10 protein-coding genes and 1 tRNA gene are annotated in these 12,217 nt (G+C 51.5%); 5 read left to right on the top strand and 6 right to left on the bottom strand.

All coding sequences use genetic code 11. The annotated features are described in order from the left end of the window. Positions 1 to 399 precede the first annotated feature (399 nt). Positions 400 to 855: a BREX-1 system adenine-specific DNA-methyltransferase PglX gene (locus NP596_RS09680; protein ID WP_256615132.1), complete on the top strand. Its 456-nt coding sequence runs from the start codon at positions 400 to 402 to the stop codon at positions 853 to 855. Between the two features lie 341 nt (positions 856 to 1,196). Here the strand turns inward: NP596_RS09680 and NP596_RS09675 are convergent. Continuing rightward, positions 1,197 to 1,283: transfer RNA gene (locus NP596_RS09675), tRNA-Leu, on the bottom strand. A gap of 181 nt (positions 1,284 to 1,464) precedes the next feature. Between NP596_RS09675 and NP596_RS09670 the strand changes: the two genes are divergently transcribed. Continuing rightward, positions 1,465 to 2,058: a nitroreductase family protein gene (locus NP596_RS09670; RefSeq protein WP_256615130.1), complete on the top strand. Its 594-nt coding sequence runs from the start codon at positions 1,465 to 1,467 to the stop codon at positions 2,056 to 2,058. An 86-nt stretch (positions 2,059 to 2,144) separates the two neighbouring features. Here NP596_RS09670 and NP596_RS09665 read toward each other — a convergent pair whose 3' ends face one another. Together NP596_RS09665 and hslO are read right to left on the bottom strand one after the other, a co-directional pair. Beyond that, on the bottom strand, positions 2,145 to 2,918 hold the full coding sequence (locus NP596_RS09665) for a hypothetical protein (protein WP_256615129.1): 774 nt from the start codon (positions 2,916 to 2,918) through the stop codon (positions 2,145 to 2,147). 7 nt (positions 2,919 to 2,925) lie between these two features. Further along, positions 2,926 to 3,804, bottom strand: a complete 879-nt coding sequence (gene hslO, locus NP596_RS09660) for an Hsp33 family molecular chaperone HslO (protein WP_256615128.1) — start codon at positions 3,802 to 3,804, stop codon at positions 2,926 to 2,928. A 75-nt stretch (positions 3,805 to 3,879) separates the two neighbouring features. Here hslO and msrA point away from each other — a divergent pair, with 75 nt between their 5' ends. The 3 genes from msrA to NP596_RS09645 all read left to right on the top strand — a co-directional run bounded on the left by msrA (position 3,880) and on the right by NP596_RS09645 (position 7,742). Continuing rightward, on the top strand, positions 3,880 to 4,509 hold the full coding sequence (msrA, locus tag NP596_RS09655; protein WP_256615127.1) for a peptide-methionine (S)-S-oxide reductase MsrA: 630 nt from the start codon (positions 3,880 to 3,882) through the stop codon (positions 4,507 to 4,509). A 428-nt stretch (positions 4,510 to 4,937) separates the two neighbouring features. Next, entirely contained in the window at positions 4,938 to 6,788 is a 1,851-nt protein-coding gene (locus NP596_RS09650; protein ID WP_256615126.1) for a methanol/ethanol family PQQ-dependent dehydrogenase, read from the top strand. Between the two features lie 93 nt (positions 6,789 to 6,881). Further along, a complete protein-coding gene (locus NP596_RS09645; protein WP_256615125.1) occupies positions 6,882 to 7,742 on the top strand; it encodes a quinoprotein dehydrogenase-associated putative ABC transporter substrate-binding protein in 861 nt (286 codons plus the stop codon). Between the two features lie 9 nt (positions 7,743 to 7,751). Here NP596_RS09645 and malQ read toward each other — a convergent pair whose 3' ends face one another. From malQ to glgC, 3 genes are read right to left on the bottom strand one after another with little or no spacing between them, the layout of a single operon-like run. After that, positions 7,752 to 9,230, bottom strand: a complete 1,479-nt coding sequence (gene malQ / locus NP596_RS09640; protein WP_256615124.1) for a 4-alpha-glucanotransferase — start codon at positions 9,228 to 9,230, stop codon at positions 7,752 to 7,754. Positions 9,231 to 9,242: 12 nt separating this feature from the next. After that, the gene (locus NP596_RS09635; RefSeq protein ID WP_256615123.1) at positions 9,243 to 10,931 is read right to left on the bottom strand and encodes a glycoside hydrolase family 57 protein; all 1,689 of its coding nucleotides are present in this window, start codon (positions 10,929 to 10,931) and stop codon (positions 9,243 to 9,245) included. After that, the gene (glgC, locus tag NP596_RS09630; RefSeq protein WP_256615121.1) at positions 10,921 to 12,201 is read right to left on the bottom strand and encodes a glucose-1-phosphate adenylyltransferase; all 1,281 of its coding nucleotides are present in this window, start codon (positions 12,199 to 12,201) and stop codon (positions 10,921 to 10,923) included. The genes NP596_RS09635 and glgC overlap by 11 nt, the downstream gene beginning before the upstream one ends. Positions 12,202 to 12,217 lie beyond the last annotated feature (16 nt).

Raw genomic sequence — 12,217 nt, 5'->3', positions numbered from 1 at the left:
GTTATGCCGCGCCGAGCACCGGAGGGTTTGAGCGGATTGGCCCGCAGGGGCGATGCAGGGAGGCATCGCGTTTTACGTGGGGGCTGGGAAGCCCCTTCGGAAAACCCCGTTCAAACCCGAGGAGCGCAGGAAATACGCGGCATCCGGGTGTCGTTTCTTTTGGGTACTTTTCTTTGGACAAGCAAAGAAAAGTACCGCGCCCGCCGGTGCGCGAACCGGCATTAAAATAATCGTCGCGATAGCGACACATTACATTAACCCGTGCAATCAGCTCGGCAGACATACTGAACATTGTGAAGCAAAATCTATCGCGACTTTTTCCGACATGACGGGTAAGTGATATAAACTAATGGCAAAATAAGCAATATTTTAAAACTATTACCATTGCAAGAACTTAGCATGAAAACACTATTGCAAAACCACGAGCGAGAAATCGAAAGGCTGATAGCGTCCAGGGTCGCGCAAGCAAAAGAAGTCTGGTTAGCCGAAAGCCGCAAGTTGGAACAGGCTATTTCGGATGCCGCAAATCGCGAGACCGCATTAACGAAAGAAATCAGCGAATTAAAACAGAAATTAAAAGAAACGCGTTCGTATAAAGACTATTACTCGAAATTGCTGGATGACGCGAAAGAAATTGAACTCGATTTACATAGAAAGTGCGCCGATTACCATGTTAAACAACTGGAACTTGAAGAGGAATTAGCAAAACTACAACCCAACTCACAGGCTATAAACAGCGATGACGCCCGTGCCGCCAAGGTTGATCTGATTAGATTGGATAATCAGATACATGCAGCTAGAGCGGAGTTAGCCAGATTACAAAAGGAAATTGAATTAGCTGCTTCAGTCTCGTAGGTCGGGTTAGTCGCCAGCCGTAGCCCGACAGTTGCCATTGAATGTCGGGTTACGCTCTATCGTGCGAGAACCCGATTAAATCAACTCGTCACGGCACCCTTGTCGAGTAGTCGCAGGAGCACCAACAAAAGAAGAGTTAATTAGACAGCGGAAAGCCGCAAAAGCACGCTACAAAGAAAAAGTACAGGCGGCGGCAAGATTCTTGAACGATGTTGAAGCAGAGAGAACTAAACTAAAACGGTGACGCCAACAAAAGTGAGCTATCGTGAGATAAGAAAAGTGTACTACATTAACCATCAATTTTACCTTTAAAATATTGATTTTAAAGGAATTTAAAGTGATGGTGCCGAGGAGAGGACTTGAACCTCCACAGGGTTACCCCTACTAGCACCTGAAGCTAGCGCGTCTACCAATTTCACCACCTCGGCAATTCCGCTTTACAACGGAAAGAGCGCCTATTATAAATATTTTTTTCCTAGTGTCAACTTTTTGAGCATTTATAGGGCGCGCTAAAATCGGTAGCGATCAAGTCTTTACTTTTCTTGCATGACTCATGTAAAAATCCAGCTTAGCGCAAACCCATGACATGACACGGCAGAGGAGATCATTATGCACAACAAACCCGCCATTAGCAGCGTTCCCATTCATGATATTCTGCAAAATCGCTGGAGTCCCCGGTCTTTTGATGCCGATAAAAGCATAGACCCGCAAACCTTAACGGCCTTACTGGAAGCGGCTCGTTGGGCGCCGTCTTGTTTTAACGATCAACCCTGGCGATTTTTGGTTTGCAATAAAACGACGCATTTAAGCGCTTGGGAAAAATTATTGAGCACCCTGGGAGAAAAAAATCAGCTTTGGGCAAGAAACGCCCCTGTTTTGATATTGTCCATGGCCATGCATGAGTTCGGGCACAATGGCAAGCCCAACCGCTGGTCCATGTACGATGCCGGCGCGGCCAGCGTCAGCCTGTGCCTGCAAGCGACCGCCATGGGCTTGGCCACGCACCAGATGGGCGGTTTCGACGCCGCGCAATGCAAACAATCTTTTGACCTGCCCGACGCCTGCAATCCGATGTCGGTGATTGCCGTCGGCCATCGGGCCGCCGCCGAGCTGTTACCGGACGATCTTAGGGAAACCGAGCTCAAAGCCCGCTCGCGGAAGCCTTTAAACGAATGCTTTTATTTTGGTAGTTTTAATGCATGATCCGGGTCGGCCGCATACTGCCGACAGCGAAAACACACAACCGGCCCGAAACGCAAGCGAGGCCAATCGGAACCGGCCTTGCTTTGTTACAAACCGGCCATTTTGCTGTCGTCGTCTTCCAGAAAGTCGCGGTAATTGATCGAAATTTTCAAGCCGGCGAAACGCCCCGACATCTTTACCAGCTCGTTGCTGGCTTTATCGAACGACAGCCTCACTTCGCTCAACGCCCTGTCTTCGTAGCCTTCTTCAATCTCGCGGGCATCCAGGCGGAACTGGTATTTATAAATTTCCAGTTTTTCCTGATCTTCGATTTCCAAAGGCTCGCCCAGCTTCTGAATAACGATGGCTTTTTTAGGCAGATCGGCCGCAATTTTGTCGACCAAATCGGCTTTTGCGCGTAACTGTTTTTTGCCTTCGTTTATCTCGGCGCCTCCCAGGGAACGGAACGAGGCCTCCAGAAATTCGGGTGGAGCAATTTGCAAAAACAATTTGGAAAACGACCATTCGGTGACTTTATCCTCCTTGTCGAAGGCCAAATCGCAATAAAAACTGATCTCGGGATTCACTAAATTGCTATTTTGATCGATCTTCCGAAACCAATAGCGCCAACGTTTGCCGGCCGGGGTTTTTTCTTCGCTGCTGGCATGCAACTTGGCCAAGGCCACGAAATCATCGCTGACCAATCTGGGTTGCTTGAAGTGCACGGTGAAGTCTTCGTTGGCCGTAACCACGAAATAACGGTCGAATTCCTCCATTTGCAGATAAGTTTGATATGCGTGCAGCCATTCCAGACAGCCGGTTTGCGTAACCAGCAATCCGGTCAGCAACATTAAGCGAACATAGCGATTCAGTTTTTTCATGGCACCCTCAGTGTCGAGTCGGCGACTCGTCCTCATTCATGACGGGATTGGACAGCAAGTTTTCCACGTCGATTCTGTCGAAGTAATATTGCGCGCCGCAAAACTGGCAATCCACTTCAATGGTTTCCCGTTCTTGCAACACGCTTTCCAGCTCCGACCTGCCCAAGGCCGCTAAAGTGCCGCCAATTTTTTGCCTGGAACAATTACATTTAAATTCGATGGGCTGAGGATCGTATAACCTGACCTTGTCTTCGTGGAACAAACGGTGCAGCAGCTGTTCGCAATCCAGCGTCAGTATTTCTGCTTCCGTTATCGTGTCGGCCAGCATTTCGATGCGTTGCCAGTCGGCTTTGTCTTGGTTATCGGTGGGCAACTCCTGCAAAAACAAGCCGGCGGCATATTCCGTATCGGCAAACAGCCATAAGCGGGTATCTAATTGTTCAGATTGGGTAAAATAGGTTTTCAACACCGCCGCCAAGCTCCGTTCGGCAATGCCGACTATGCCTTGGTAGGGTTCGGCATTTTCCGACTCCACCGTCAACACCAGGCGGCCGCCCTCGCCCAGCATGGCCAGTAAATCATTTCCCGAAACCTGGTCCTCGCTCCGCACCAAACCGCGGATTTTGCCTTCATGGGTTGCTTGCGCCACCAGGGCTTTTAATTCGCCGCCGCCCTGAATTTGCATGATCATCGCCCCTTTAAATTTGATGGTGGCCGATAGCAGCACGACGGCGGCCAACGCTTGCCCCAATTGGGATTCGACGGCGTGATTGACGAGAACTTGATGTTGCCTGGCTTGCCGCCAGCTTTGTTCAAGCCTTACCCACTCCCCACGCACGCCTAATTCTTCAAATAAAAAACGCCGCAGGCAATCTTGTTGTTTCATAAATTAGTATCAATATTAAGCAATATGGCGATTATAATCCGCTTACCCCATTCATTCGACTTCGGATCAGCCGTTATGAGCTTTTTATTTAAAAAAACCGAGCTTCCCACGCCGGAACAAGCACTACCGGGCCGAACGCAAGCCATGCCTGTCAATCCGCTGCATGCGGTTTCCGGCAACCCTACTCAAGCCCCCTTCCCCCCGCACCTGCAAAAGGCGCAATTCGGCATGGGCTGCTTTTGGGGCGCGGAGCGCAAATTCTGGCAACAGTCCGGCGTTTTCAGCACGGCGGTGGGCTATGCAGGCGGTTATACGCCCAATCCGACTTATCAGGAGATATGCACCGGCATGACCGGCCATAATGAGGTAGTCTTGGTTGTGTTCGACCCTGACCAAATAACGTATCGGGACTTGTTGCGAGTCTTTTGGGAATCCCATAATCCCACTCAAGGCATGCGCCAGGGCAACGACACAGGCACCCAATATCGTTCAAGTATCGATGTGTTCGACGAAGCGCAATACCAGTTAGCGCTCGAGACGCTTGACCGGTACCAAGCCAAACTGGCGCAAGCAGGCATGGACAAAATTACCACCGAAATCCGTAAAGCCATGCCTTTTTATTACGCCGAAGACGAGCATCAACAATATCTGGCCAAAAACCCGCAAGGTTATTGCGGCTTGGGCGGCGTAGGCGTTTGTCTTTGACGCGTGAAAACGCTGTTCGCACCGAAAAACGGCGCCCGCGGCATGGTTCGGTCCGGCACGGCTAATGGCATTAACAAGTCAGCCCCCCATTGCAATTAAAGCGCCAAGGCAAGTCATATCATCACCCCACATCGGCTGCGCAACCAGTCCATGCCGCGGTTTCCGGGCTTAATAATTTAAACAACGATTTTGTAAGCGCTTATTAGACTTGGCATTATTCGCCGCCCCTTGACAGCAAGACTTTTTCAGGTTGACTTTTGGGAAAAAATCCTTCAATTTACGCAACTGGTTTGGCTATCCAACTGCGCTCGGCAACTGCCGATAGCGCCCCTTAAGACGGTCATCCAACTCAGAGCTTTAAAACTAATATTAGTCTTAACAAACAAAAAACGTACTCTGTCTTTCAGCAGATTACCGGGAGGAAACATATGAAGCCTGTAAAAAACTGGCTGCTTGCTTCGACTGTAGCTACTTTACTTGCTGCACCAACTGTATCAACAGCTAATAGCGATGTTGAAAAATTGACACAAGACCCAGCGAACTGGGCGACTTGGGGTGGCGACTATGCCGGCACCCGTTACAGCAAACTGTCCCAAATCAACGCTCAAAACGTAAAAAACCTGCAACCGGCTTGGTCTTTCTCTACCGGCGTACTGCGTGGTCATGAGGGCGGTCCCTTGGTTGTTAACGGCGTGCTGTATGTTCACACTCCGTTCCCTAACACCGTTTATGCAATCGACCAAAAAACCCAATCCGTCATCTGGGAATTCACCCCAACCATGGATGCGGACGTAACCATCCCCGTGATGTGCTGCGATACCGTTAACCGCGGTTTGGCTTATGGCGACGGTAAAATCTTCCTGCAACAATCGGACACCGTTCTGACCGCGCTGGATGCCAAAACAGGTAAACGGGTATGGAGCGTACAAAACGGCGACCCCAAATTGGGCATGACCAACACCAACGCGCCCCTGGTTGTCAAAGACAAAGTCATCACCGGTATTTCCGGCGGTGAATTCGGTGTGCGTGGTTTCCTGGCTGCTTACGACATCCGTACCGGCCAATTGGCATGGAAGGGTTACAGCATGGGCCCTGACAAGGACACCCTGATCAAACCGGGCAAATCCACCACCTGGCAAGACGGCAAAGTTACCCCACTGGGTCCTGAGTCCAGCTTGGCGTCCTGGAAAGGCGACCAATGGAAAATCGGCGGCGGCACCACCTGGGGCTGGTATTCTTACGATCCTAAATTGAACCTGGTTTACTACGGTTCAGGTAACCCGTCCACTTGGAATCCAACCCAACGTCCGGGCGACAACAAATGGTCCATGTCCTTGTGGGCGCGCGACGCCGACACCGGTGAAGTCAAATGGGTTTACCAAATGACGCCGCACGATGAGTGGGACTACGACGGTATCAACGAGACCGTTCTGGTTGATCAAGAAGTGAAAGGCAAAATGCACAAAACCATCGTGCATTTCGACCGTAACGGCGTTGGTTACACTCTGGACCGCGAAACCGGCGAACTGTTGGTTGCCGAAACCTTCGACAAGTCCGTCAACTGGCTGACCCATGTCGACATGAAAACTGGCCGTCCAGACGTTGTGCCCGAGTTCTCTACCGAACATAACGGCGAAGACGTCAACACCGTTGGCACTTGCCCTGCCGCGTTGGGTGCGAAAAACCAACAACCCGTTTCTTACTCTCCACAAACCGGCCTGTTCTACATCTCGGGCAACCACTTGTGCATGGAGTACGAACCGTTCGAAGTTAGCTACACCGCGGGTCAACCCTACGTTGGTGCAACTCTGAACATGATGCCTGCCGGCGCCGATGTTCTGACCGGTAAAAAAGACGGTACCACCAACCTGGGCCAATTTACCGCCTGGGACGCCAAAACCGGCAAAATCGTCTGGTCCAACAAAGAGCAATTCTCTGTATGGTCGGGTTCGGTGGCTACCGCCGGCGGCGTGGTATTCTACGGCACGCTGGAAGGCTACCTGAAAGCGGTCGATGCAAAAACCGGTAAGGAATTGTACAAATTCAAAACCCCATCCGGCATCATCGGTAACGTCAATACCTGGGAATTCGAAGGCAAACAATACGTTGGCGTTCTGTCGGGTATCGGCGGCTGGGCGGGTATCGGTATCGCCGCCGGTCTGGACGACGGTTCTTCATCAACCAACTCGGAAGGCTTGGGCGCTGTAGGTGCATACAGAAGCTTGGGTTCTTATACCAAATTGGGTGGTACACTGACCGTGTTCGCTCTGCCTAACTAAGATCTAATCCGTTAGATTTACAGTGAAGCAAGCCTTGGCCGAGCAATCGGCCAAGGCTTTTTTATGTACCCGATAAAGCTAAAGGAAACCGCGATGAAAACATTCCAGACCCTGGCGCGATGCATGGTTTTAACCGGCCTCGCCGCAACGACCACCTCCATCCAGGCCGAAGATAAATTTAGAGTCTGCGCCGACCCTCTGAATCCGCCCTACTCCAGCAAGGATTTAAGCGGCTATGAAAACAAAATCGCCGCGTTGTTTGCCGAGCAATTAGGCCAACAGCTTGAGTATATGTGGCTGCCGGCCAGGATCGGTTTTATTCGCAACACCTTGAAAGCGGAAAACGACAATGGCGAAGGTTATAAGTGCGATATCGTGATGGGGGTTCCGGCCGGTTACGACATGGCCGAAACCACCCAACCCTACTTTCACTCCACCTATGTTTTGCTCATCGCCAAAGGCCGCGGCTGGGACGATATTACCGACCCTGCGCAATTAGCGAATTTACCGCTGGAAAGACAAGAAACCCTCAAAATCGCCATGTTCGACCGCGGACCGGGTACAGCCTGGCTGCAAAAAAATGGTTTGCTGGAGCAAGGCCTGCCCTACCAAAGCATGACAGGCGATAGCGAACACAATGCCGCCATGCAAATCGATAAAGATCTGCGCGCCGGCCTCATCGATATGGTGATCTTATGGGGACCGATGGCGGGTTACGTGGAAGCCCAAAGCCCTAAAGGCAGCTATACCGCGCTGGAGATGAAATCGACACCGGACATGAAATTCGACTTTTCGATTGCCATGGGCGTCAGACACGGCGACAACCGCCGGAAGCAGCAACTCGACGAACTGATAGCTAAAAATCTGCAGCAAATTCAGAGCATAATCGGCAGCTACCAAATACCCTTGCTGCCGATTCCGGCGCAACCGGCGGCAAAGGATGACGACGATTAAGACGCTTTGCTAAAGATGTCTGCCGAACATACCGACAAAATGCGCGAAACGTCCGGCATTTTCCTCGGTCAATTGCGACCAGTTAAAACGCCAGCGCCAATTACCCTCGATTGTGCCTGGCGTATTCATCCTATCCGCGGAACCTAAGCGCAAAATATCCTGCATCGGTATCACGGCCAGATTGGCGGCCGAGCCGAGCGCGGCATGCACCAGCGCGTCCGGCATCGGCAACGTGGACCAGCCCAGGTAATCGTACACGCGCTGTTTTTCGGCATCGTTTAAGCTTTCGAACCAACCCAAGGTGGTGTCGTTATCATGCGTGCCGGTATAAGCCACGCTGTTGTGGTCGAAATTCATCGGCAAATAGGGATTATCCGGATGGCCGTCGAAGGCGAATTGCAAAATTTTCATGCCGGGTAGATTAAAGTCATCCCGTAGCGCTTCGACTTCCTCGGTAATAATGCCCAAATCCTCGGCAATTAACGCCAAGCTGGGAAATTCGTTTTGAATGGCTTTTAACAGCTCATGTCCCGGCGCCTTGACCCATTGCCCGTTAATCGCCGTACTTTCGCTGGCCGGAATTTCCCAGGCCGCTTCCAAGCCGCGAAAATGATCGATGCGCAGAATATCGAACATCTCGTTCTGGCTTTTGATGCGCTCTACCCACCACTGGTAATGGGTCTTGCGCAAAAATTCCCAATCGTAATGCGGATTGCCCCAGCGTTGGCCGAATTCGGAGAAATAATCCGGCGGCACCCCCGCCACCACATCCATATCTCCGGCCTTGTTCAGTTTAAACACCTCGCGGTTGGCCCAAACATCGGCGCTATCGTACGAGACGAAAATCGGAATATCGCCGAACAATAGCACCTCTTTTTCCCTGGCATAGGCTTTTAATTCGTGCCACTGCCTGAAGAAGACATATTGCTCAAACTTGATACCCTCAATCACGGATTTCAATAATTCCCTCGATTCCTTCAAAGCTTGCGGGCGTCTTTGTTTCAAGGCCTCCGGCCACTGGTTCCAGCATTTGTGCCCAAACACATTCCGCAAGGCGATGAACAAGGCAAAATCGTCCAGCCATTCGGCTTTTTCCTTGCAAAACTTTTTAAAGTCCAGTTGATCTTCTTTTTTAGCCGTCGATTGAAACCCGTAGAAGGCTTTACCAATCAAGCAACTCTTCCAGAAAGCATGGCCGCCATGGCAATCCGAACAGCTTTCTTCGGTAGGCAACCAGCCCTTCTCGTCCAACCATTCGATACTGATAAAGGCCGGGTTGCCGGCATGCGCCGAGAGGCACTGATACGGCGAGCCGTCGCCATGCGGCATGCCCAGCGGCAAAGTCTGCCAAACGGTTGCACCGACATCGTGCAGAAAATTGATAAAGTTGAATGCCTCTTGCCCCATATCACCACATTCACCTTTCCCGGGTAAGGAGCTGATATGCAGCAATACCCCGGCACGGCGTTTATTTAAGAGAACACTCATATATTCCTATAGTTAATAAATTGCGTTACCACGCCTCATGGCGCCGCCCATTGCGGGAGCGCCGCTACCTTGCGTAAAGGACATTGCCAAATACGTCGGCGGTTCCTCGCCTAACAGTCGGTACAGATTGGTTAAATTCAGCCGGTACTGTTGCTCGAAATCGCTGACCGCTTCGCCAGGATTGTAATCGCCGAACCACCAAAACCAATCCGAACCTTCGCAGACAGCCAATTGTTGCTCGGCCAAGGCCAATTTCTGCTCGGAAAGCGTCCCGCTTGAAACCGCTTTATCGAATGCCCTTTTAACATCGCCCAGCATATCCCAGCCATAGTTTTTATCGGCATCGCCTATCCAGGTGGAAAACGTACCGTAAACCCAGCTACCCGCGACTAATTTCGGCAGTATTATAGCGGGTAGATTTTGCTCGAGACACTCCGAAAAGGTGGTTAATTCGATACGCGGATGTTCGGCCAAGCGTTGATATAAGGCAGTCAGAAAATGATAACCGTTGTCCGGAAAATATTCCCAAGCATTTTCGCCATCCATAATAATCGACACTACCGATTCTTCCGTCGCCACGTCGGCAATATTTTCCAGATGCCGAATCAAATCGGCCACCGCATCGTCCGCATGCCATTTGGAATATTCAAAGCCGATCAGATCGGATAAACCGTCGTCCCTAAAAAAACAGCGGATATCGGCGGAATCGAGCCGGAATGGATGGTGTATCGACTTATGCATTAGGTTGGAGGCGCGCAGGCTATTATGCAAGACGTTACCGCCGCTGGCGGCCCAGGTAAAACCGAATTCCGCCAATATTTTCAGCGTCGCCTCACTGACGCTCCCTTCGGAAGGCCAGCATCCCTTGGGTTCAAAACCGAAAAAGTGCTTAAAGGTTTGCACACCCTTGGCCAAATGCCAGCGAACACGCTCCGCGCCGCCCGGATAGTCCTGTAACGCCGGCATTTGAATATCCGGCATGGCTTCCCGGGCGCTATGCATATCCAACATCAAGGGCATGATCGGGTGGGCGTAAGGGGTTACGGACAATTCGATACGCCCCTTTCTGGCCAGGGATTTATAGCGATACAATACTTTGGACAGCAAATCGCGGATAATTTCCAGCACTTCTATCCTGTCGTGCAGCGAAAAACCGCTACCTTTCTCAATCAGGCGCTGGACGCGGGCATCGGTCAACTTAACCGTCTCCCCCATCCAGGCCAAATGGTACCAAACTATAATATCCGCAATAAATTGCGAGTTGACGTAGTTGATCGCATCCTGATGGGTTTGAATCCATTCCGCCATTTCCGTCAATTTGCGAAAAACCGGATAACGGTCGATTTGGCGCTCGCGATTGGCTTTACGGCAATCGCGCAGCCATTTCAAGCGATGTTCGGGGTTGGCGGAAACGCTGGGATCGGCCAGCGCCGACAGCAAAGGGTCTTTGATGGCGATACGGTCATGCAAGAAGCTGTTGACCTGATTGGAATAGTCTTCGATCTGCTCAAGCAGGATGGGGGCAAAATTAACCACCGCCTTGGCCGACGGCACCGCCTCCAAATGCGCCACCATATCGACATAATCCTTGATCACATGCAGATAAGTCCAAGGCAACTTGAACTCACCCGTTTGCGTGTCCCTGTATTCCGGCTGATGCATGTGCCAGCACAGCACCAGCCTCAGGGGTTTATCTGACATAGTGGCGTCTTTGGCCCAGCATTTCCGCCGTCACCAATACCACTCCTCCATCGCTGACGTGAAAGCGTTTTTCGTCTTCCGCCCTGTCCTCGCCGATCACGGTACCTTCCGGAACCTGGCAGGCTTTTTCGATAATTGCCTTGGTAATCCGGCAATGGCGGGCAATGTTCACTTCCGGCAATATCACCGAATCGTTGACCTCGCTGTACGAGTTGACCCGCACTTGCGAAAACAACAACGAATGCCGCACCGTGGCGCCGGAAATTACGCAACCGCCCGACACCATGGAATCGATGGCCTGGCCGCGCCTATCGTCGTCGTCGAAGACGAATTTCGCCGGAGGGGTCTGCGCTTGGTGCGTCCAGATCGGCCAAGTGTTGTCGTACAAGTTCAAATCGGGCTTGACGCCGATTAACTCCATATTGGCGGCCCAATAGGCATCGATGGTGCCCACGTCGCGCCAGTAGCTTTGTTGGCCGCTTTGCAAATCCAGAAACGGATAAGCATTAATCCGGTATTTATCGATAACGGCAGGAATGATGTCTTTACCGAAATCGCGGCTGGAGCCCTTGGTATCGGCATCCTTGATCAATTGTTCGAATAGGAAACCGGCATTGAACACATAGATGCCCATGGAGGCCAACGCGGTATTTTCCCGTCCCGGCATGATGGGCGGATTCTCCGGCTTTTCCACAAACGCCCTAACCCGGCGGTTATCGTCCACGTCCATCACCCCGAAAGCCTTGGCGTCTTCCAACGGCACTTCGATACAACCGATGGTCAGGTCCGCCTTATTGGCGACGTGGTCGGCGATCATGGCGGAATAATCCATTTTGTAAATGTGGTCGCCGGCCAACACCAGCACGAATTCGGGATTGCGCGCCCGCAGAATGTCGATATTCTGAAATACCGCATCCGCGGTGCCTTGATACCAGGAGTGCTCGTCATGGCGCTGCTGGGCCGGCATCAGGTCGACATATTCGCCGAACTCGCCGCGCAAAAAACCCCAGCCCTGCTGGATATGGCGAATCAGCGAGTCGGCCTTATACTGGGTTAGAATGCCGATCTTGCGAATGTCCGAGTTGATGCAGTTAGACAAGGGGAAATCGATGATGCGGAATTTGCCGCCGAACGGCACCGCCGGTTTAGCGCGCCAATCCGTCATTTGCTTAAGCCTGGAACCGCGCCCACCCGCCAGGATAAGGGCAATGGTATTTCGGGTTAATTCGTTAATCCGTCTTTGCGATTGCTGTGTATTGACGACTGACATTATTTTTATCTCCAAA

The sequence above is a fragment of the Methylomonas rivi genome (genome assembly GCF_024505165.1).
Taxonomy (GTDB): Bacteria; Pseudomonadota; Gammaproteobacteria; order Methylococcales; family Methylomonadaceae; genus Methylomonas; species Methylomonas rivi.
Note: the sequence above shows the minus strand (reverse complement) of the source record. Positions and strands in the feature narration are given on the sequence as shown.

Excerpts from the sequence above, each read along its gene's own strand:
- NP596_RS09650 (WP_256615126.1), top strand. The coding sequence starts at position 4,938 with ATGAAGCCTGTAAAAAACTGGCTGCTTGCTTCGACTGTAGCTACTTTA.
- NP596_RS09665 (WP_256615129.1), bottom strand. The coding sequence starts at position 2,918 with ATGAAAAAACTGAATCGCTATGTTCGCTTAATGTTGCTGACCGGATTG.
- malQ (WP_256615124.1), bottom strand. The coding sequence starts at position 9,230 with ATGAGTGTTCTCTTAAATAAACGCCGTGCCGGGGTATTGCTGCATATC.
- NP596_RS09670 (WP_256615130.1), top strand. The coding sequence starts at position 1,465 with ATGCACAACAAACCCGCCATTAGCAGCGTTCCCATTCATGATATTCTG.
- hslO (WP_256615128.1), bottom strand. The coding sequence starts at position 3,804 with ATGAAACAACAAGATTGCCTGCGGCGTTTTTTATTTGAAGAATTAGGC.
- glgC (WP_256615121.1), bottom strand. The coding sequence starts at position 12,201 with ATGTCAGTCGTCAATACACAGCAATCGCAAAGACGGATTAACGAATTA.
- NP596_RS09635 (WP_256615123.1), bottom strand. The coding sequence starts at position 10,931 with ATGTCAGATAAACCCCTGAGGCTGGTGCTGTGCTGGCACATGCATCAG.
- NP596_RS09680 (WP_256615132.1), top strand. The coding sequence starts at position 400 with ATGAAAACACTATTGCAAAACCACGAGCGAGAAATCGAAAGGCTGATA.
- msrA (WP_256615127.1), top strand. The coding sequence starts at position 3,880 with ATGAGCTTTTTATTTAAAAAAACCGAGCTTCCCACGCCGGAACAAGCA.
- NP596_RS09645 (WP_256615125.1), top strand. The coding sequence starts at position 6,882 with ATGAAAACATTCCAGACCCTGGCGCGATGCATGGTTTTAACCGGCCTC.